We start from the raw sequence: 19635 nt of genomic DNA on the forward strand, positions 1-19635 counted from the left end.
ACAGGGTTGTGTGTCACACGTGCGACCGTCGTGCGACTGTCGGCACGCAACGCGGCCCGCTCTTTTCGGACCGGCCAGGTTCGGCACGGCCTGCCGGTGGACGGGCGGCCGGACGCCATCACGGCGGCGCATCGCGCCGCCGCGCTTTCCAGGAAAAACGCAATGCATGAGAAAAGCTTGACCGAACTGCGCGCCGCGCTCGACGCGAAGCAATGCTCCGCAGTCGAACTGGCGCAGACGTATCTGAAACGGATCGAAGACCACAAGGCGCTGAACGCGTTCGTTCACGTCGACGAACAGCGAACGCTGGCGCAGGCGCAGGCCGCCGACGCGCTGATCGCCGCCGGCAACACAGGCCCGCTGACGGGCCTGCCGATCGCGCACAAGGACGTGTTCGTCACGCGCAACTGGCGCTCCACGGCCGGCTCGAAGATGCTCGAAAACTATGTGAGCCCGTTCGATGCAACCGTCGTCGACCGTCTCGCGCGCGCGGGCATGGTGTGCGTCGGCAAGACCAACATGGATGAGTTCGCGATGGGCTCGTCGAACGAGAACTCGCACTTTGGTCCGGTGCAGAACCCGTGGGACCGCAAGGCGGTGCCGGGCGGTTCGTCGGGCGGTTCGGCGGCCGCTGTCGCCGCGCGCCTGGCGCCCGCCGCGACGGGCACCGACACGGGCGGCTCGATCCGTCAGCCCGCGTCGTTCTCCGGCATCACGGGCATCAAGCCGACGTACGGCCGTGTATCGCGTTACGGGATGATTGCGTTTGCATCTTCGCTCGATCAGGGAGGGCCGATGGCGCAGACGGCCGCTGACTGCGCGCTGCTGCTCAACGCAATGGCGGGCTTCGACGAGCGCGACTCGACGAGCCTCACGCACGATCACGAAGATTACTCGCGCTATCTCGGCCAGACGTGGTCGGGCGCGGGCAATGCCGCTGACAAGCCGCTCGCCGGCCTGCGCATCGGCTTGCCGAAGGAATATTTCGGCGCGGGCCTCGCCGATGACGTGCGCGCATCGATCGACGCCGCGCTCAAGCAATACGAAGCGCTCGGCGCGACGCTCGTCGAAGTGTCGCTGCCGAAGACGGAGCTCTCGATTCCCGTCTACTACGTGATCGCGCCGGCGGAAGCGTCGTCGAACCTGTCGCGCTTCGACGGCGTGCGCTACGGTCATCGCGCGGCGGACTACCGCGATCTGCTCGACATGTACAAGAAGTCGCGCGCCGAAGGCTTCGGCCCCGAAGTGAAGCGCCGCATTCTGGTTGGCACATACGTACTGTCGCATGGCTACTACGACGCGTACTACCTGCAGGCGCAAAAGATCCGCCGCATCATCGCGCAGGATTTCCAGCAAGCGTTCGGCACGTGCGACGTGATCATGGGTCCCGTCGCGCCGTCCGTCGCGTGGGATATCGGCGCAAAGGGTGACGACCCCGTGCAGATGTACCTCGCGGATATCTACACGCTGTCGGTTAGCCTTGCCGGTTTGCCCGGCATGAGCGTGCCGTGCGGCTTCGGCGCGGGCGCGAATGCGCAGCGCCCCGTTGGCTTGCAGATCATCGGCAACTATTTCAACGAAGCACGCATGCTCCAGGTAGCGGACGCGTTCCAGCGCGTCACCGACTGGCATCGCAAAGCTCCGGCAGGAGTTTAAGTATGGCAACACAATGGGAAGTCGTTATCGGTCTCGAGACCCACGCGCAACTGTCGACGGTCTCGAAGATTTTTTCAGGCGCGGCTACGCAGTTCGGCGCCGAGCCGAACACGCAGGCATGCCCCGTCGATCTGGCGTTGCCGGGTGTGCTGCCCGTGATGAACAAGGGTGCCGTCGAGCGCGCAATCCAGTTCGGTCTCGCGATCAACGCGACGATCGCGCCGCGCAGCATCTTTGCGCGCAAAAACTACTTCTACCCTGATCTGCCGAAGGGCTATCAGATCAGCCAGTACGAGATCCCCGTCGTGCAGGGCGGCCAGATCACCATTCAGGTGCCCGCCAACGAAAAGGCTGGGACACAGGCGTACGAGAAGACCATCAACCTGACGCGTGCGCACCTCGAAGAAGACGCGGGCAAATCGCTGCACGAAGACTTCGCGGGCATGACGGGCATCGACCTGAACCGCGCGGGCACGCCGCTGCTCGAAATCGTCACCGAGCCGGAAATGCGCAGCGCCGCCGAAGCGGTTGCGTACGCGAAGGCACTGCATGGACTCGTCGTGTGGCTCGGCATCTGCGACGGCAACATGCAGGAAGGCTCGTTCCGCTGTGACGCGAACGTGTCGGTGCGGCCGGTGGGCCAGAAGGAGTTCGGCACGCGTGCCGAGATCAAGAACCTGAACTCGTTCCGCTTCCTCGAAGAAGCGATCCAGTACGAAGTGCGCCGTCAGATCGAACTAATCGAAGACGGCGGCACCGTGGTGCAGGAAACGCGTCTGTACGATCCCGACAAGCGTGAAACGCGTTCGATGCGCAGCAAGGAAGATGCGCACGATTACCGCTATTTCCCCGATCCGGACTTGATGCCGCTCGTGATCGACGCGTCGTGGGTCGAGCGCGTGAAGGGCGAATTGCCGGAACTGCCCGAAGCGATGCAGAAGCGCTTCGTCGAGCAGTATGGACTCACGCCGTACGATGCGGGTGTCGTCACGTCGAGCAAGGCGATGGCTGCGTACTACGAGGCGGTGGTCGCGAAGGTCGGTGCGGCGCAAGCAAAGGCTGCGGCCAACTGGCTGATGGGCGAAGTGTCGTCGCAACTGAACCGCGAAGACCTCGACATCGGGCAAAGCCCCGTTTCCGCCGCACAACTCGCGCTGCTGCTGCAACGGATCGCCGACGGCACGATCTCGAACAAGATCGCGAAGGAAATCTTCCTCGCGATCTGGGAAGAGAAAGCCACCGACGAAGCCGCCGCCGACCGCATCATCGAAGCGAAGGGCCTCAAGCAGATTTCGGACATGGGCGCGCTCGAAGCGATCATCGACGAAGTGCTCGCCGCGAACCAGAAGTCGGTTGACGAGTTCCGCGCCGGCAAGGAGAAGGCGTTCAATGCGCTGATCGGCCAGGCGATGAAGGCGACCAAGGGCAAGGCGAATCCGCAGCAGGTCAACGAGCTGTTGAAGAAGAAACTGTCCTGAGCGTCCTGATGGTATCGGGCGGGCGCGCGGCATGCTGCACGCTTTGTCCATGACGGGCTGTTGCCGCATCGAAAGTAGCGCAACGGCCCGTTTGCTTTTCCACTCGACCTGAAGCATCGCTGTAGAGGAGAAAAATAATGGCAAAGAAGAACGGTCTCGACGACTATCGCGTGCCCTATTTCGACGAAGACAGCAAGGCGAAATTCTCTCTGGCTAATATCGATCCATCCTCGAAGCCATTTTCGACGGGCGCGAAGGACGCGGACCGTCTGCGTCTCGCCGAAATCGGCACGATGCTCGACGCGCAACAGGAGCGCCTGCATGCGCAGCGCGTTCAGCGCGTGCTGCTCGTGCTGCAAGGCATGGACACGAGCGGCAAGGATGGCACGATCCGCGCGGTGTTTCACGAAGTCGATCCGCTCGGCTTGCGCATCGTGCCGTTCAAGGCGCCGACGCCCGTCGAGCTCGCGCACGACTTCCTTTGGCGCGTGCATTCGCAGGCGCCCGCAGCGGGCGAGTTGACGATCTTCAATCGCAGTCACTACGAAGACGTGCTCGTGCCCTATGTGCTCGGTTGGCTGGGCAAGGATGAACGCGCTCGCCGCTATCGGCACATCCGCGAGTTCGAACGCGTGCTGGCGGAAAACGGCACGACGATCATCAAGTGCATGCTGCACATCTCGAAGGACGAGCAGCGCGAACGTCTGCAGGCGCGCATCGACGATCCGACCAAGCACTGGAAATTCGATGTCTCCGATCTCGACGCCCGCAAGCTGTGGGACAAGTATCACGACGCGTACGAAGATGCGCTCGCGGCGACCTCGACGCTCTACGCGCCGTGGTATGTGATACCCGCCAATTCGAAGACGCATCGCAATGTGATGGTCGGCGAGCTGCTGCTGCGCACGTTCGAGTCGCTGAAGCTCGAATTTCCTCCGCCCAAGGAGTCGTTGAAGGGCGTGATAGTCGAATGATCTTCATCTTGTCGAATAGACGAAAACATAACGAAGGAAAAACATGTTGCGTGTGATCACCGCCAATCTGAACGGCATCCGTTCGGCGGCCAAGAAGGGCTTTTTCGACTGGTTCGGCGAGCAGAAGGCCGACGTCGTGTGCGTGCAGGAAATCAAATGCTCGCAGGACGACATGACGCCTGAATTCCTCGCGCCGCACGGTTTCACCGGCTATTTCCAGCATGCCGTGAAGAAGGGCTACAGCGGCGCGGGCCTGTATACACGCCACGAACCGGATGAAGTCGTGATCGGCTTCGGCAGTGAAGAGTTCGACCCCGAAGGACGCTACGTGGAAGCGCGCTTCGGGAAACTATCGGTGATTTCGGTGTATGTGCCGTCGGGGTCGAGCGGCGACGAGCGTCAACAGGCAAAGTACCGCTTCATGGACGTGTTCATGCCGCATCTCGACGAGCTGTCGAAGGAACGCGAAGTGATCCTGTGCGGCGACGTGAACATCGTGCACAAGGAAATCGACATCAAGAACTGGAAAGGCAACCAGAAGAACTCGGGCTGCCTTCCGGAAGAGCGCGCGTGGCTCACGAAGCTGTTCGACGAAGTCGGTTACGTCGACGTATTCCGCACGCTCGACCAGCGGCCTGAGCAATATACGTGGTGGAGCAATCGCGGCCAGGCGTATGCGAAGAACGTCGGGTGGCGTATCGATTATCAGATCGCGACGCCGGGCATTGCCGCCACGGCAAAGAGGACGTCGATTTTCCGCGACATCAAGTTCAGCGACCATGCTCCGCTGACCATCGACTACAACCACAAGCTCGCGAAATAACGCCTGTTGTGCGATGGCTGGCGTCAGTCGCTCGCTGTCGTACGGCGCGGGCGGCCGATGCCCGCATAGTCGGGCAGCGCATCGACTGTCTTGCCGATTGCCTTCGCGTACAACGGCAGCATGTCGGGCAGGCGTTTCATGATGTCCGCGCGGCGCGCCGCGTTGTACGGATGCACGTAGATGAAGCCCTGATCGCGGTTGTTGCGCGTCGCGGTGGCGAGCTTGTCCCATAGCGTGATCGCCGCGCGCGGATCGAAGCCGGCGCGCGATGCAATTTCACTCCCCATCACATCGGCTTCCGTTTCGTCGGCGCGTTCGTACTTCATTTCCAGCAGTTGCGTGCCGATGCCGAGCGGCGCTTCGCCGAGATCGGCGAGGCCGAAGAGTTGCGGAATCGTTCCCGAGCCGAGTTGCGCGGCCTGTTGTTCGCCGAGACGCTCCCGTGCATGCTCGCGCAGCGCATGCGCGATCTCGTGACCAAGCAGCATGCCGAGTTCGTTGTCGTTTGGACGCACCTTGTCAAGCATGCCGCCATAGACGACGATCTTGCCGCCCGGCAGGCAGTAAGCGCGGATATCCGCCGAGCGCAGCACCGCGATATCCCACTTCCAGTTCTTCGCGCGGTCGTTCCACTTCAGCGAGTACGGAATCAGCTTGTCGACGATCGATTGCACGCGCTTCACGCGCGCGTCCGTTGCCGGATACAGCCGGTTCATATGCTCGGCGCCGCGTGCGATCTGGTCGAATTCCTCTGCGGATTGTGCTTCCAGCATCGACGACGGAATCATGTTGCGGAACACCGCGTAGCCGCCGTAGCGCAACTGCTGACTGGGCGCGAACGTCGCGGGCGCAGGTGCAGGCCCAGGCGTGGGGGCTGGCGTGCGCGCCGTCACGGGTGCGGGCGGCGGCGCCGAGCCTGCGTTCGACGGCGCGGAAGCGCCCGATGCCGCTAATTCGGCCTTGGGCGCGGAAGGCGCGGTTGGCGCAGTGGGTGCAGCGGGTGCAGCGGGTGCAGTGGGCGCGGCTGCTGTCACGGCGGGCGGCGCGCTGACGTTCGACGATGCGTCGACCGCGTGCGCCGGCCATGACGAAGCGGCTGCGACACACGCACACACTGCCACGACGGCCAGACGCAGCGTGCCCGCCCGCATGCGCATGCGATATGCAGGCGCTTCACCGAAAACGGCGCGCGAAGCCGATCGACGGACGGCGCGCCGCGACGCAAACACCATCACGACTGCTTTCTCCAAGGAGCGATCCGGAACAACAGTAGCATGCCGGGCAGCGCGAGCGCCGTGCAGACGATGAAGTACTCGAACCACCCGATCCGCGCGACGACGAAGCCGCTTGCCGCCGACGCGAGCGTGCGCGGCACGGAAGCCAGCGACGTGAAGAGCGCGAACTGCGTCGCTGTGTAGCGCGGGTCTGTAGTGCTCGCGATGTATGCAGTGAACGCAGCAAGCGTGAGGCCCGTCGTGAACGTTTCGAAACCATAGACGATAGCGAGCGCCACCGACATCGGATCGAGCTGCACCGTCCAGCCGATGCCGAGCAGCGACAGCAGCTTCGTCGTGCCCGCGCTCAGCGCGACGGCGATGTCGTACACCACGGTCAGCCCAGGCGAGGTCGGCCCGACATGCGCGAGCCACGCGAAGCCGAGCGTCGATACCATCTGCAGGATGCCGAAGATCCACAGTCCGCGCCCGATGCCGATTCGCATCAGCGCAATGCCGCCGATGATGCCGCCCGCGAGGCTCGCGCCGAATGCCGTCGTCTTTGCGATCACGCCGATCTGCGTGCGCGAAAAGCCGATATCGAGAAAGAATGACGTCGACAGCGTGGTCGCCATCGTATCGCCGAGCTTGTACAGGAAGATGAAGCCGAGCACGAACAGCGCACCGCGCCAGCCGTCGCGCAGAATGAATTCGCGAAACGGCTCGACGATCGCTTCGCGCAGATTCTTCGGCGGCGCGCCGTGCACTTCGGGTTCACTCACGACGAGCGTCATCAACATGCCGGGCAACATGAATGCCGACGTCGCGATGAACACGGTCGCCCACGGCAGATGGTCGGAGAGAATCAGCGCGAGCGAACCGGGCACGAGTGCCGCGATCTTGTACGCGTTGACGTGCACCGCGTTGCCGAGGCCCTGCTCGGTATCGTGCAGCAGCTCGCGCCGATAGGCGTCGATCACGATATCCTGGCTCGCGCCGAAGAATGCGACGAGCGCGGTCAACGCGGCGACGGTCCAGATCGCGTCGCGCGGCGACACGATGCCGAGCGACGCAATCGCGGCGGCGACGAGAATCTGCGTGGCGAGCATCCAGCCGCGCCGGCGTCCCGGCCGCCAGCCGGGCAGGCGCGGCACGTAGCGGTCCATCAGCGGCGCCCAGATGAATTTCCACGTATAGGGAAACTGGATCAGCGCGAACAGGCCGATTTCCTTCAGGTTCACGCCTTCGGAGCGCAACCAGGCCTGGACGAGATAGACGAGCGTGAACAGCGGCAGCCCCGATGTGAAGCCGAGGAAGACGCAGATCAGCATGCGCGCGTTGAGAAACGCGCGCCAGCCAGGATGTTCTTCGTGAGCGGTTAGTGCGGGCGCCTCGTGTGGCGGGTTCGACATGAGATGAGTGACGTTAGCTTTTCTTGACGCGATAGACCGCAAGACTACCACGCCAGTTCACCCCCCACCGCACCTGCTGGCCGCCGTGCAGCACGACACGGTCGAGAATTTCGATGCCGACTTCCGGCGCGAGCGCCTCGAAATCCTTGATGGTCAATACGCGCACGTTCGGCGTGTTGTGCCACTGATAAGGCAGCGACTTCGACACGGGCATGCGTCCCTGCAACACCGACAGGCGGTGTGCCCAGTACCCGAAGTTTGGGAACGAAACGATGCACTCCTTGCCGACGCGCACCGTCTCGCGCAGGATCGCGGCCGTCTGATGAATCGTCTGCAGCGTCTGGGACAGAATCGCGAAGTCGAAGCTCTCGTCCTCGAAGAGACGCAAACCGTCTTCGAGATTCTGCTGGATCACGTTGATGCCGTTCTTCGTCGATGCAAGCACGCCGGCGTCGTTGAGCTCGATGCCGTAGCCGCTCACTTCGAGTTCCTCCATCAACAGCGACAGCAGCGAGCCGTCGCCGCAGCCCAGATCGAGCACCGTCGCGCGCGGCTCGACCCAACGGGCGATCGCGCGGAAATCGGGGCGCGTCGCAAGATAATCGAGAGCGCTCTGGTTCATGCGTTGACCTCTGCAGCAATGCGTTCGTAGTAGGCGCGCATCAGGTTGTGATAGCGCGCGTCGTCGAGCAGGAAGGCGTCGTGGCCGTGCGGCGCATCGATTTCGCCGTATGTCACCTGGCGCTTGTGATCGAGCAGCGCCTTCACCAGTTCGCGCGAACGCGCGGGCGCGAAACGCCAGTCAGTGGTGAAACTCGCAATCAGGTACTTCGCCTTCGTGTGCGCGAGCGCGGCCGTGAGATCGCCGTCATACGCCTTGGCGGGATCGAAGTAGTCGAGTGCGCGCGTAATCAGCAGGTATGTGTTCGCATCGAAGTAGTCGGCGAACTTGTCGCCCTGGTAGCGCAGATACGACTCCACTTCGAACTCGACATCGAAGTTGAAGTTGTAGACGTCCTCCGCGCCTTCCGCGCGGCGCAGCGCGCGGCCGAACTTCGCGGCCATGTCGTCGTCGGACAGATACGTGATGTGGCCGATCATTCGCGCGACGCGCAGGCCGCGCTTCGGCTTCACGCCATGTGCGTAATAGTCGCCGCCGTGGAAGTCGGGGTCCGACAGGATCGACGAACGCGCCACTTCGTTGAACGCGATGTTCTGTGCCGACAGCTTCGGCGTCGAAGCGACGACGATGCAATGCGCGAGCCGGTCCGGATACATCATGCTCCACGCGAGCGCTTGCATGCCGCCGAGACTGCCGCCCATCACCGCCGCGAATTTCCCGATGCCGAATGCGTCGGCGACGCGCGCCTGCGCGTTCACCCAGTCTTCGACGGTCACGACAGGGAAGCGCGCGCCATACGGACGGCCCGTCGAAGGATCGATGCTCATCGGGCCCGTCGAGCCAAAGCACGAGCCGAGATTGTTCACGCCGATCACGAAGAAGCGGTTCGTGTCGAGCGGCTTGCCGGGGCCGACCATGTTGTCCCACCAGCCGACGTTCTTCGGGTCGTCCGCGTAGACGCCCGCCACGTGGTGCGACGCATTGAGCGCGTGGCACACGAGCACGGCGTTGCTGCGCGCGGCGTTGAGCGTGCCGTACGTCTCGACCATCAGGTCGTAGTTCGCCAGCGAGCTGCCGCTCTGCAGGCGCAGCGGCTCGGAAAAATGCATTGTTTGTGGAGCGACGATCCCGATCGATTCCATTTATTCCGCCTTCTGACATGGGGCGGCTAAATGGTGTCGGCGATTGCGCGGAAGAAGTATGCGCGCGGCTGACGACCTCTTTAGCCGCATTTGTAGTGAACCGCGCGAATGGGTATGTCGCATCCGCTGGTTCGCGCGCCCGCAATCGAGTCAGCAAATCGGCGCGCTGTAGTGCTATGGACCGTCAGGAACGGTCAAGCGCAGAGTATAGCGGAAAATTGGGACCGGCTACGCATCAGCGAAATCGCTGCCCGAACGTCACGGCGCGAGCACGGGCCGAGTCACTGGAGGATCAGCCGTAACTGCGCGTCGGCCTGTTCGATCGGGGCACGCGCGAAGCCGCTGCGCGCATAGCGATGCCAGCGCCCGATGATGTAGCTGAGCAGCAGGCTTGCGCGCACGACGGGATCGTAGTCGGGAGGAAGCGGGATCGCGCTTTGTTCGGCGTGGCTCGATGCGTCCATCAGTCCGAGCCGCAGGCATTGCTTGAGCGACGCCTCGACACGCTCGAGCAACTGGTTGACGCGTTCGGTGAGCCGCTCATGTTCGCCAACAAGCGCTTCGCATGTCAGCACGCGCGTCATGCCCGGATTCTTCGCTGAAAAATTGAGCAGTGTGAGCGCGATCGCGCGGGCCTGCAGCACGCCGTTCGGCTCCTTCGCGATGATCTGGTTGATGAGCCCGAACAGCGTCTGCTCGATGAACTCGATCAGCCCTTCGAACATCTGCGCCTTGCTCGCGAAATGGCGATACAACGCCGCTTCCGATACGCCTAGACGCGCGGCGAGCGCCGCGGTCGTGATCTTTTCGTTTTTCGGGGCCTCCAGCATCGCGGCGAGCGTCTGGAGAATATGTACGCGCCGCTCGCCTGGTTTCAGGCGCGGCGTGCGCGTTGTGGCTGGCTGCTGTTCGGTTACGTCCTCGTCATGCTTGCGGATAGGCTGCATGTCTGTCGTCCCTTTTATTGCCCGGCCGATTGCTGCGTGAGTTGTCCGTCCGGCCTCCCCGATCGGGTGCCCGTCACAGCGATTTTAGCGAACGAATGCGACGGTCGACATAGTGCGGACGACCGGTGCCCGGCAGCCGCGCGTGCGTGCCGTTTGCGCGCGCGGGCCGCGGCAGGTGGCCGACGATCCAGACCGTGCGGATGCCGAGCCGCCGGTAGTTTTTCAGATGGCTGCGCGTGTCTTCGACGAGGATCGCATCGGACAGACGCACGTGGGCGTCACGCATCGCACGGCGCAGCATCGCGTGATCGGGCTTCGCGCGCCACGCCCTGCGGTCTCGCATGTGCTCGATTGCGATCACGCGCTCGAACAGCCGCTCGATGCCGAGTTCTTTCAGCACGTCGAGCGCGTACGTTTCGGGCGCGTTGGTCAGCACGATCTTGCGGCCGGGTAGCGCATCGACGAGGCGCTTCAGGCCGCGTTCGCTGCGCAGCATCGCGCGCAGGTCGGGGAACGTGTGGACGACTTTCAGGAAGTCGTGCGGATCGACGGGATGATGGCGTGTGAGCCCCAGCAGCGCCGCGCCGTAGCGCTGTGTGTAGCCGGTGCGCAGACGGTTTGCTTCGTCGCGCTCGACTTGCAGCGCGTCGATGATGTACTGCGTCATCGCGATGTTGATCGCCGGGAAGATCGCATGCGATGCGTGATGCAGCGTGTTGTCGAGATCGAATAGCCAGACAGGAGTGCCGGCGTGAATCTGCGGCCGGCGACGCTTCGGACGAGGAGTGCGCATAGGGTGCCGCATGGGTTGATGTCCCGCGCGCGTGGCGACCCGGTGCGGTGCGACGCAGTCGGCGCGATGCATTCGGGAGGAAAGCGTGAGACAGCGCAGCGTACTGCGCAAGAGACGGAAGACCAGTATGCCTTCTGCGTAGCACGGCGGCCAGCGTGCCGTGCTTCGCGTGATGCTGACGTTGCTGACGTCGAGACGCCCGGCTCAGTGCGAGCGGATCATCGTGCCGAACGGCTGCTCGGTCAGGATTTCGAGCAGCACCGAATGCTCGATGCGGCCGTCGATGATGTGCACCGAACGCACGCCGCTCTTCGCGGCGTCGAGTGCCGACGAAATTTTCGGCAGCATGCCGCCCGAGATCGTGCCGTCGGCGAACAGCGCGTCGATTTCGCGCGCCGACAGATCGGTCAGCAGCGTGCCTTCCTTGTCCATCACGCCGGGAATGTTCGTCATCATCACGAGCTTCTCGGCGTTCAGCACGACAGCCAGCTTGCCCGCGACGAGGTCCGCGTTGATGTTGTACGACAGGCCGTCTTCGCCGAAGCCGATCGGCGAAATGACGGGGATGAATGCGTCGTCCTGCAGCGCCTTCACGACAGCCGGGTTGATCGCCTCGACCTCGCCGACCTGGCCGATGTCGATGTACTGGCCCGGGTTGTCGCGATCCGGCATCATCAGCTTGCGCGCATGGATCAGGCCGCCGTCCTTGCCCGTCAGGCCGACCGCATGGCCGCCGAAGTGGTTGATGAGCGTGACGATGTCCTGCTGCACTTCGCCGCCCAGCACCCATTCGACGACTTCCATGGTTTCTTCGTCGGTGACGCGCATGCCCTGGATGAACGTGCCCTGTTTGCCGATTTTCTTCAACGCCTGATCGATCTGCGGACCGCCGCCGTGCACGATCACCGGGTTGATGCCGACCAGTTTCAACAGAATCACGTCGCGCGCGAAGCCCTGCTTCAGGCGCTCTTCCGTCATCGCGTTGCCGCCGTACTTGATGACGACGGTTTTGCCGTGATACTGGCGAATATAGGGCAGAGCCTCGGCGAGAATTTCAGCCTTCAGCGTGGGGGCGATCTGGGACAGGTCGGGAGTCTCGGACATGGCGGCGGCTCGGACGGAAACGGTGAAAACAACGCCGAATTGTACACAACTGGCGCAGTGCAACAGTGAATTCGACGCGTGCTTTCACAGTGGTCGCGCCCATCTTTTCCGCAGCGCGGCAAGAGGCGCTTTGCCGGCTGACGCCGGCTTGACGGGCGCGCATCGACAAGGTTTCAGGGCCGGCATCGGTGCGAAAGTTCTGGCGTTGCGGGATCGCAAATCGAGCCACGGTCGGGTTGCGAAACCGGCGTGCGGGAACAGGCGTTTTGCTTGCCCGCCGGAAGTGGCATCATGTTCGAGTCAGTTGACCGGTTTCATTCCGTAGTCATGAATCCGTCCCGATCCAAATCGCTCGAAACTTCCGAAACGTCCAGTGTGCGCTGCCCGCGCTGCCGCCGCGTGTTCGATTGTGGCGCCCGCGGCGACAGATCGGCGTGCTGGTGCGCGTCGATGCCCGCGCTCCCTGCCGATGTGCTCGAAGCCGGCACCGGCTGTCTGTGCCCGGAGTGTCTCGCCGATGCGATCGCGCGCACCCGCGCGGCGGCAAATGGCGCGACGGCGGCGCCGCCGGAATGAGGCTACGGGCGCTCGCCCGCCAGCGCGGCCAGATCGCGCGTCAACTCGTCGAACACGGGCTCCCATTGCGCGAACTGCTGTTGCCGGTACAAGGTCGCGCTGGGATACCAAGGGCTGTCGGTGCGATCGAGCAGCCAGACCCAATGCGGATTGACGTCGAGCAGCACCCACGTGCGTTGTCCGAGCGCGCCGCTCAGATGCGCGACCGACGTGCATACCGTAATCACCAGATCGAGCGCGCTGATGTAGGCGGCGGTGTCGTCGAAGGTCTTGAACTCGGCCGTGTGGTCGGCGATATCGAGTCCCGCCGTGCGCGCGGCGGCCACCTCGGCGCCCGCGCCCGGTTGCAGTGAATGGAACGCGACGTCGTCGAGTTCGCGGAAATAGTCGACATAGCGCTCAAGACCGACGCGGCGGTAGGGATTGCGCTGATGTCCGTGGCTGCCCGTCCATACGAGCCCTACTTTGAGCCGCTTCTCTCTGCCGCTGACGCCATCCGTCGACGGCCTGTGGCTCGGCTTGCAGATACGCAACGCCAGACGGAATAGTTTGCTCGCGCGTTTCGAACAGCAAAGGCAGCGAGAGCAGCGAGATCTCGTAGTCGAACTTCGGCAGCTGCTCGACGCCGCCGCCGAGCGAGAATTCGTCGGCATGCTGCGCGAGCGTGCGGGCTACCAGCGCGCCCATTTGCGGAAACGAATTCCAGGCGAGACGCCCGCCTTCGCGGTGCACGCGCTGCGCGAGCAATGGCACGTAGCGGCAAAATTGCAGCAGGTCGCCCATGCCCTGTTCGCCCCACAACAGCAGCGTCTTGCCGGCGAGCGGCTCACCTTGCCAGCGCGGTCCGGGCAGAACGGGCCGCCTGCCCGCCAGTTCCTTCGATCCTTCCCAGCGTGCTTCGTGCTCCCGCCAGCCGTCCGCGTAATTGCCGCGCAGAAGGTGAATCATGCTGAGGTTGGACAGGTACGACGGGTTGTCGGGCGCGGCGCGGTGAGCGGCCATCGTGAAACGCTCTGCTTCGGCCCATTGCTGCGCTTCACGCAATGTCTGTCCATGATTGCCAAGCGCAATCGGATTATTCGGCTGGAGTGCGAGCGCGCGCTGCCCGGCGTCGAGGGCGCCAGCGAGATCGAATTGCGCCTGGCGAATTTTGGCGATGTTGATCCAGGAGTTCGCGTCCGCGGGATCGCGTTCGAGCGAAGCCTGCAATAGCTCGGCCGCTTCCGGCGACGCGGTATCAACCGACATCAGCGCTGCAGCCAGATTGTTGCGCAGGCTGTGCAGCTCAGGGTCGATGGCGAGCGCCTCGCGGTAAGGCGCCATTGCATCGCTGTGACGGTTCATCAGTTGCAGTACGAGACCCAGGCGAAAGAGTGCGCGTGCGTCTTTCGGAAACAGGGCAACGAGTGCGCGAGCGATGCCTTCGGCATCGGCAGCAGACCGTTGGGAAACCAGCCGTTGGCATAACGCGTCGAGCGAATCGGCGTCCGTAGTAGGAAAAAGGTGGGAAGCGGCCTGCAGCCAGATGTGACGGGCGGCTTGATCGCCTTGCTGTTGCGCAGCGACAGCGTGATGCAGAAAGGTCTGGAAGGATTCCAAAAGAACTTGATCTGGATCAAGTGGTGTTTTAAGCATTGTGAGCGAAGCGTGGTGAACGCACGGTAAACAATAAAGGACACTATAGTTCCGAAAGTTCGCTAGATGTATCAGAGCAGTCTCAACAGGTAAACTTGCAGGATGCACCGCATAACCGTTACCGGCCGGGTCAATCTCGGACATCTCTTCTGGCTACGCAGTCTTGCCATCATTGGCCAGCTCGTGACGATCGCGTTCGTCCAGATCTTTGTCGGCGTGAAATTGCCGTTGCCGGCGATGCTGCTCGTCATCGGTCTCGAAGTGATCTTCAACGCGCTGACGTGGCTGCGGGTCGCGAGTCAGAAGCCGGAGTCGAATCTCGAACTGTTCGGCCAGCTTTGGGTCGATCTCGGCGCATTATCGGCGCTGCTGTTTCTTTCGGGCGGCACGACCAATCCGTTCGTCTCGTTGTACCTGCCGTCGCTCGCCATTGCGGCGGCCGTGCTGCCGTGGCATCTGATGGCATGGCTCGCGGCGTTTGCAGTCGCCTGCTACGCGGTGCTCGGCTTCGAATCGGTGCCCCTCAACCTCGACAATCCCGCGAACCTGTTCGACTACTACCGCGCCGGCATGTGGGTGAACTTCATGGTGAGCGTCGGCCTGATCGCGTGGTTCGTCGCGCGGATGTCACGCGCGCTGCGTCAACGCGATGCCGCGCTCGGCGATGCGCAACAACGCCTGTTGCGCGACGAGCGCGCGGTGGCGCTCGGCGTGCAGGCCGCGACGGTCGCGCATGAAATCGGCACACCGCTTTCGACCATCGCGATGCTCACGGAGGAACTGCGCGATGCCGCGCGCAGCGACGAAGGTCTCAAGCCCTATGCCGCCGACCTCGACATCCTCGATCAGCAGATGACGCTGTGCACATCGGCGCTCGCGCGTCTGCGCAGCCGCGCGTCGACGCAAGGCAGCCGTCAGCGGGTGGACGAATGGCTCGATTCGTTCGCCGCTCAATGGCGTTTGCGGCATCCGCACGTCAAGTTCGAGCGACTGGGCGTTCCGCCTGCCGACGTCAGCCTCGACGACACGGTCGCCGTCAGCCAGATTCTCACGATCCTGCTCGACAATGCCGCGCGTGCGAGCCGCGACCACGTCACGTTGGCCGCGAAGCCCGTCGATCACGATTCGATCGAATTCGAAGTCTGCGACGCGGGGCCCGGCGTGCCGGCGTCGCTGCGCGGCCTGCTCGGCGCGGCGCCTGTCGACAGCACGCAGGGTGGACATGGCGTCGGGTTGTATCTGGCATTTTCGGCGGCGGCGCGGCTCGGCGGATCGATCGAGCTCACCGACGTCAACGAAGTCAAACCGCGCGGCACGCGCGCGGTGTTGCGGCTGCCTCTGGCCCGCGAGCAATCGGGCGCGGGCCTGCAGGGCACCGCGTCGTCCAATACGGAGAAACAAGCATGAGCGATAAGAATTTTCTGGTAATTGACGACGACGAAGTGTTCTCCGGCATCCTCGCGCGCGGTTTGACGCGCCGCGGTTATACGGTGTCTGAAGCGCACAACGCCGACGAAGCGATTCGCCTCGCAAATCAGCAGAAATTTGGGCAGATCACCGTCGATCTGCACCTGGGCAACGACTCCGGCCTGAATCTCGTCGCGCCGTTGCGCGACCTGCAGCCCAATGCGCGGATGCTGGTGCTGACGGGCTACGCGAGCATCGCGACGGCCGTCCAGGCAGTGAAGGACGGCGCGGACAACTATCTGGCGAAGCCCGCGAATGTCGAGACGATCCTGTCCGCGCTGCAGGCGGAAGCGAGTGCGCTGCAGGCCGAAGAGGCGATCGAGAAGCCGACGCCGCTGTCGGTCGCGCGGCTCGAATGGGAACACATCCAGCGCGTGCTCGCGGAGAACGGCGGCAATATTTCGGCGACGGCGCGCGCGCTGAACATGCACCGGCGCACGTTGCAACGCAAGCTCGCGAAGCGGCCGGTCAAGCAGTGAGGTTGTAGCGGCGATCGTGTTCTGCGCATGAAAAAGGGCGGCGCTTGGCAAGCGCCGCCCTTTTTGCATCTGCCGTTCGCGAACGGGAATTACAGCACGTAGCGCGACAGGTCTTCGTCTTGCGCGACGTCGTTCAACGCGCGATCCACGTACGCGGCGTCGATCATCACGTTCTTGCCCCTGTGATTGCCCGCCGAAAACGATACTTCTTCGAGCAACTTCTCGATCACCGTATAGAGACGGCGCGCGCCGATGTTTTCCGTCTTCTCGTTCACCGAGTAGGCGATTTCGGCGAGACGGCGGATACCGTCGTCGGCGAATTCGAGGTGCACGTCTTCCGTTGCGAGCAGCGCCTGGTATTGCTTGACGAGGCTTGCGTCGGTGGCGACGAGAATCGATTCGAAGTCCTTCACCGACAGCGAATCGAGTTCGACGCGAATCGGAAAGCGCCCTTGCAACTCGGGAATCAGATCGCTCGGCTTCGCGAGATGGAAAGCGCCGCTCGCGATGAACAGGATGTGATCGGTCTTCACCATCCCGTACTTCGTATTGATCGTCGTGCCTTCGACGAGCGGCAGCAGATCGCGCTGCACGCCCTGACGCGACACCTCGCCGCCGCCCACTTCGTTGCGCGACGCGATCTTGTCGATTTCATCGAGGAACACGATGCCATTCTGTTCGACGTTCTGCACGGCCTTCGACTTGACCTCTTCGTCGTTGAGCATCTTCGACGCTTCCTCGTCGGTGAGCAGCTTCAGCGCTTCCTTCACCTTCACCTTGCGGCGCGTCTTCTTGCCGCCGCCGAGATTCGCGAACATCGAACGGATCTGCTCGGTCATGTCTTCCATGCCCGGCGGCCCCATGATGTCCATCGCGGCCTGCGGCATCTCGATGTCGAGCTCGATCTCTTTATCGTCGAGCAGGCCTTCGCGCAGGCGCTTGCGGAACGTCTGACGCGTCACGTTCGATTCATCGCCGCTCGATTCGCCGCCGGAACCAAACCCGACCGTGCGCGCGCCGGGCAGCAGGATGTCGAGGATGCGGTCTTCGGCGAGGTCTTCCGCCTTGGTGCGGACTTTGCGCATTTCCGTTTCGCGCGTCTGCTTGACCGAGGTTTCCATCAGGTCGCGCACGATGCTGTCGACGTCGCGGCCCACATAGCCGACTTCCGTGAACTTGGTCGCTTCGATCTTGATGAACGGCGCATCGGCGAGCTTCGCGAGGCGTCGCGCGATTTCCGTCTTGCCGACGCCCGTCGGCCCGATCATCAGAATATTCTTTGGCGTGATTTCCTGGCGCAGCGGCTCGGCGACCTGCTGGCGGCGCCAGCGGTTGCGCAACGCCACGGCGACGGCCTTCTTCGCGCGATGCTGGCCGATGATGTGTTTGTCGAGTTCCGAGACGATCTCGGCGGGAGTCATGGTGCTCATCGTGTGTCCTTACTCGATCGTCTCGATGACGCGGTTGTGGTTCGTGTAGATACACATGTCGCCGGCGATCACCAGCGCCTTTTCGACGATCTCGCGCGGAGAAAGATCTGTGTTGTCGGCGAGCGCCTTCGCTGCAGCCTGCGCGTATGCGCCGCCCGAGCCGATTGCGCAGATGCCGCCTTCGGGATCGAGCACGTCGCCGTTGCCCGTGATGACGAGCGTGGTGGTGGCGTCGGCCGCGATCAGCATCGCTTCGAGACGGCGCAGCATGCGGTCGGTGCGCCAGTCTTTCGCGAGCTCGACGGCGGCGCGCGTCAGATTGCCCTGATGTTTTTCGAGCTTCGCTTCGAAGCGGTCGAGCAGCGAGAAGGCGTCGGCCGTGCCGCCCGCAAAGCCGACGAGCACCTTGCCGTTATAGATGCGCCGGACTTTCTTCGCGCCGCCTTTCATGACGATGTTGCCGAGTGTGACCTGGCCGTCGCCGCCGAGCGCGACCTTGTCGCCGCGGCGCACGGAGACGATCGTCGTGCCGTGAAATTGCTCCATATGCGTTCCTTTTGTAAAACACGCAATACTTGCATGGGACCAGAGTAGGGCGCTAACGCGCCACCACGGAATCCAAGAGCGGACGCCGCGCGATGCCGGGTGCAGCGCGCGCGTGCAACGCATGTCGGATTTATTTTAGGGCGGGCGGCGCTATATCAAGAGCCGAAGTCATGCGAGCGCGAGAAAAGCTGGAAAACGTTCATCGACGCGCTTGCGGCGCGGGTCGCGCCGCTGAGCGGCAACTTGAAACATCGGTGTGCGCGGGAGACTGGTGGTAAAACGTGCGGTTGTCATATCGACAGAGAATATATGCGTTGCGCATTTACCGATTGCTGGATGAAGCGCGGGCGACGCGATGTCGAAATGTCTCGAAGACGCCGCCGAAACCGGCAGCACAAAAGAAAAGAGGCGCACGATTCACCGTGCGCCTCTGACGAAGCGTGTCTGGGGCGCGGACCCCGAAAACCGCGCCGGCCGTCGATCAGTCGCCGAACAGCTTCTGGCGCAGTTCGCGGCGTTCCTGCGCTTCGAGCGACAGGGTCGCGGTCGGACGCGCGAGCAGGCGCGGGATGCCGATCGGCTCGCCCGTCTCTTCGCACCAGCCGTACTCGCCCGATTCGATACGCGCGATCGATTGCTGCACCTTCTTCAGCAGCTTGCGTTCGCGGTCGCGCGTGCGCAGTTCCAGCGCATGCTCTTCCTCGATCGTCGCGCGGTCGGCCGGGTCCGGCACGATCACGGTTTCGCGGAGGTTTTCGGTCGTCTGGCCGGCATTGCGGAGGATGTCCGCCTGCAGCTGCTCGAGCCGGTTCTTGAAGAAAGCGAGCTGATCCTCATTCATGTAATCCTTGTCGCTCATCTTCAGGATTTCGGCTTCGGTCAAGAGTCGTTTCGTCGTCATCTGGCTTGCTTCTTCAATGTGAGGCAAATCATGCCCGCACTTTCGTGTTGCCCGCAAAGGCGCCTCGATGACGCTCAAATGAGCGCCGGCGAACACGGACGGTGGGCTGTCGTGACGCCGAAGCGCCGATGCGGGGCCGAACTCCTCTGGAAACCGATTCTTCCAATGCTCCTGAGGCAATGCTTTTCCCGGCAGCGCGTTACGAGCCGGAGCGTGCCGGCCGGCATATCGGCGATGTCCCCGGATGAGATTTTCCGGCGCCGTTTCAGGCCCGGCACGGCTGCGACGCGACTACGCGTTCTAAACCGGGCAAATCGTTGTCTTTCTCCAGTGGGGCCGTATTGTAACTGAATCACAATACGAAACTGCAAGCAGGGGAAATCCCTGCCGCAAACTCCACTTATCATGAAAATATAACGCGCTGTTCACTAAAAAG

At 63.1% G+C, this 19635-nt stretch carries 17 protein-coding genes and 1 pseudogene; 7 read left to right on the top strand and 11 right to left on the bottom strand.

The annotated features are described in order from the left end of the window. The first annotated feature begins 162 nt into the window (after nt 1-162). The 4 genes from gatA (at nt 163) to J8I87_RS24450 (ending at nt 4931) form a co-directional block, all read left to right on the top strand. On the top strand, nt 163-1656 hold the full coding sequence (gatA, locus tag J8I87_RS24435) for an Asp-tRNA(Asn)/Glu-tRNA(Gln) amidotransferase subunit GatA (RefSeq protein WP_209934567.1): 1494 nt from the start codon (nt 163-165) through the stop codon (nt 1654-1656). A 2-nt stretch (nt 1657-1658) separates the two neighbouring features. Further along, nucleotides 1659-3134, top strand: a complete 1476-nt coding sequence (gene gatB / locus J8I87_RS24440; RefSeq protein ID WP_209934569.1) for an Asp-tRNA(Asn)/Glu-tRNA(Gln) amidotransferase subunit GatB — start codon at nt 1659-1661, stop codon at nt 3132-3134. Between the two features lie 137 nt (nt 3135-3271). Then, a complete protein-coding gene (locus J8I87_RS24445; RefSeq protein WP_209934571.1) occupies nt 3272-4108 on the top strand; it encodes a PPK2 family polyphosphate kinase in 837 nt (278 codons plus the stop codon). A 43-nt stretch (nt 4109-4151) separates the two neighbouring features. After that, a complete protein-coding gene (locus J8I87_RS24450) occupies nt 4152-4931 on the top strand; it encodes an exodeoxyribonuclease III (protein WP_209934572.1) in 780 nt (259 codons plus the stop codon). Between the two features lie 23 nt (nt 4932-4954). On the opposite strand, the gene J8I87_RS24455 is transcribed toward J8I87_RS24450, so the two are convergent. The 7 genes from J8I87_RS24455 to argB all read right to left on the bottom strand — a co-directional run bounded on the left by J8I87_RS24455 (nt 4955) and on the right by argB (nt 12165). Further along, the gene (locus tag J8I87_RS24455; protein WP_209934612.1) at nt 4955-6163 is read right to left on the bottom strand and encodes a M48 family metallopeptidase; all 1209 of its coding nucleotides are present in this window, start codon (nt 6161-6163) and stop codon (nt 4955-4957) included. After that, nucleotides 6163-7557, bottom strand: a complete 1395-nt coding sequence (locus tag J8I87_RS24460) for an AmpG family muropeptide MFS transporter (protein ID WP_209934573.1) — start codon at nt 7555-7557, stop codon at nt 6163-6165. Before J8I87_RS24460 ends, J8I87_RS24455 begins: the two co-directional genes overlap by 1 nt. A gap of 13 nt (nt 7558-7570) precedes the next feature. Beyond that, nucleotides 7571-8179, bottom strand: coding sequence for a methionine biosynthesis protein MetW (metW, locus tag J8I87_RS24465; RefSeq protein ID WP_209934574.1), 609 nt, complete (start codon nt 8177-8179; stop codon nt 7571-7573). Continuing rightward, nucleotides 8176-9321 (bottom strand): homoserine O-acetyltransferase, encoded by a 1146-nt coding sequence (locus J8I87_RS24470; protein WP_209934575.1) that lies wholly within the window; start codon nt 9319-9321, stop codon nt 8176-8178. Before J8I87_RS24470 ends, metW begins: the two co-directional genes overlap by 4 nt. Before the next feature lie 281 nt (nt 9322-9602). Then, a complete protein-coding gene (slmA, locus tag J8I87_RS24475) occupies nt 9603-10268 on the bottom strand; it encodes a nucleoid occlusion factor SlmA (protein WP_209934577.1) in 666 nt (221 codons plus the stop codon). 73 nt (nt 10269-10341) lie between these two features. Further along, the gene (locus J8I87_RS24480) at nt 10342-11061 is read right to left on the bottom strand and encodes a pyrimidine 5'-nucleotidase (protein ID WP_209934578.1); all 720 of its coding nucleotides are present in this window, start codon (nt 11059-11061) and stop codon (nt 10342-10344) included. A gap of 204 nt (nt 11062-11265) precedes the next feature. Beyond that, nucleotides 11266-12165, bottom strand: a complete 900-nt coding sequence (gene argB / locus J8I87_RS24485) for an acetylglutamate kinase (protein ID WP_205803210.1) — start codon at nt 12163-12165, stop codon at nt 11266-11268. A 327-nt stretch (nt 12166-12492) separates the two neighbouring features. Between argB and J8I87_RS24490 the strand changes: the two genes are divergently transcribed. Further along, entirely contained in the window at nt 12493-12741 is a 249-nt protein-coding gene (locus J8I87_RS24490) for a cysteine-rich CWC family protein (protein ID WP_245254133.1), read from the top strand. Between the two features lie 2 nt (nt 12742-12743). On the opposite strand, the pseudogene J8I87_RS24495 reads toward J8I87_RS24490, so the two are convergent. Continuing rightward, nucleotides 12744-14376: pseudogene (locus J8I87_RS24495) on the bottom strand (tetratricopeptide repeat protein). A 102-nt stretch (nt 14377-14478) separates the two neighbouring features. Between J8I87_RS24495 and J8I87_RS24500 the strand changes: the two are divergent. Together J8I87_RS24500 and J8I87_RS24505 are read left to right on the top strand one after the other, a co-directional pair. After that, entirely contained in the window at nt 14479-15783 is a 1305-nt protein-coding gene (locus J8I87_RS24500) for an ATP-binding protein (protein WP_209934580.1), read from the top strand. Beyond that, complete coding sequence (locus tag J8I87_RS24505; RefSeq protein ID WP_209934581.1) at nt 15780-16322, top strand: response regulator transcription factor; 543 nt, start codon at nt 15780-15782, stop codon at nt 16320-16322. The genes J8I87_RS24500 and J8I87_RS24505 overlap by 4 nt, the downstream gene beginning before the upstream one ends. A gap of 89 nt (nt 16323-16411) precedes the next feature. On the opposite strand, the gene hslU is transcribed toward J8I87_RS24505, so the two are convergent. From hslU to dksA, 3 genes are all read right to left on the bottom strand, one after another. After that, nucleotides 16412-17752, bottom strand: a complete 1341-nt coding sequence (gene hslU / locus J8I87_RS24510) for an ATP-dependent protease ATPase subunit HslU (RefSeq protein ID WP_209934583.1) — start codon at nt 17750-17752, stop codon at nt 16412-16414. Nucleotides 17753-17761: 9 nt separating this feature from the next. Beyond that, entirely contained in the window at nt 17762-18298 is a 537-nt protein-coding gene (hslV, locus tag J8I87_RS24515; protein WP_209934584.1) for an ATP-dependent protease subunit HslV, read from the bottom strand. A gap of 481 nt (nt 18299-18779) precedes the next feature. After that, nucleotides 18780-19199: an RNA polymerase-binding protein DksA gene (gene dksA / locus J8I87_RS24520; RefSeq protein ID WP_012399496.1), complete on the bottom strand. Its 420-nt coding sequence runs from the start codon at nt 19197-19199 to the stop codon at nt 18780-18782. Nucleotides 19200-19635: the final 436 nt, after the last annotated feature.

This window comes from Paraburkholderia sp. LEh10 (assembly GCF_017814945.1).
Lineage (GTDB): Bacteria > Pseudomonadota > Gammaproteobacteria > Burkholderiales > Burkholderiaceae > Paraburkholderia.

Excerpts from the sequence above, each read along its gene's own strand:
- gatA (WP_209934567.1), top strand. The coding sequence starts at position 163 with ATGCATGAGAAAAGCTTGACCGAACTGCGCGCCGCGCTCGACGCGAAG.
- gatB (WP_209934569.1), top strand. The coding sequence starts at position 1,659 with ATGGCAACACAATGGGAAGTCGTTATCGGTCTCGAGACCCACGCGCAA.
- J8I87_RS24445 (WP_209934571.1), top strand. The coding sequence starts at position 3,272 with ATGGCAAAGAAGAACGGTCTCGACGACTATCGCGTGCCCTATTTCGAC.
- J8I87_RS24450 (WP_209934572.1), top strand. The coding sequence starts at position 4,152 with ATGTTGCGTGTGATCACCGCCAATCTGAACGGCATCCGTTCGGCGGCC.
- J8I87_RS24455 (WP_209934612.1), bottom strand. The coding sequence starts at position 6,163 with ATGGTGTTTGCGTCGCGGCGCGCCGTCCGTCGATCGGCTTCGCGCGCC.
- J8I87_RS24460 (WP_209934573.1), bottom strand. The coding sequence starts at position 7,557 with ATGTCGAACCCGCCACACGAGGCGCCCGCACTAACCGCTCACGAAGAA.
- metW (WP_209934574.1), bottom strand. The coding sequence starts at position 8,179 with ATGAACCAGAGCGCTCTCGATTATCTTGCGACGCGCCCCGATTTCCGC.
- J8I87_RS24470 (WP_209934575.1), bottom strand. The coding sequence starts at position 9,321 with ATGGAATCGATCGGGATCGTCGCTCCACAAACAATGCATTTTTCCGAG.
- slmA (WP_209934577.1), bottom strand. The coding sequence starts at position 10,268 with ATGCAGCCTATCCGCAAGCATGACGAGGACGTAACCGAACAGCAGCCA.
- J8I87_RS24480 (WP_209934578.1), bottom strand. The coding sequence starts at position 11,061 with ATGCGCACTCCTCGTCCGAAGCGTCGCCGGCCGCAGATTCACGCCGGC.
- argB (WP_205803210.1), bottom strand. The coding sequence starts at position 12,165 with ATGTCCGAGACTCCCGACCTGTCCCAGATCGCCCCCACGCTGAAGGCT.
- J8I87_RS24490 (WP_245254133.1), top strand. The coding sequence starts at position 12,493 with ATGAATCCGTCCCGATCCAAATCGCTCGAAACTTCCGAAACGTCCAGT.
- J8I87_RS24500 (WP_209934580.1), top strand. The coding sequence starts at position 14,479 with ATGCACCGCATAACCGTTACCGGCCGGGTCAATCTCGGACATCTCTTC.
- J8I87_RS24505 (WP_209934581.1), top strand. The coding sequence starts at position 15,780 with ATGAGCGATAAGAATTTTCTGGTAATTGACGACGACGAAGTGTTCTCC.
- hslU (WP_209934583.1), bottom strand. The coding sequence starts at position 17,752 with ATGAGCACCATGACTCCCGCCGAGATCGTCTCGGAACTCGACAAACAC.
- hslV (WP_209934584.1), bottom strand. The coding sequence starts at position 18,298 with ATGGAGCAATTTCACGGCACGACGATCGTCTCCGTGCGCCGCGGCGAC.
- dksA (WP_012399496.1), bottom strand. The coding sequence starts at position 19,199 with ATGACGACGAAACGACTCTTGACCGAAGCCGAAATCCTGAAGATGAGC.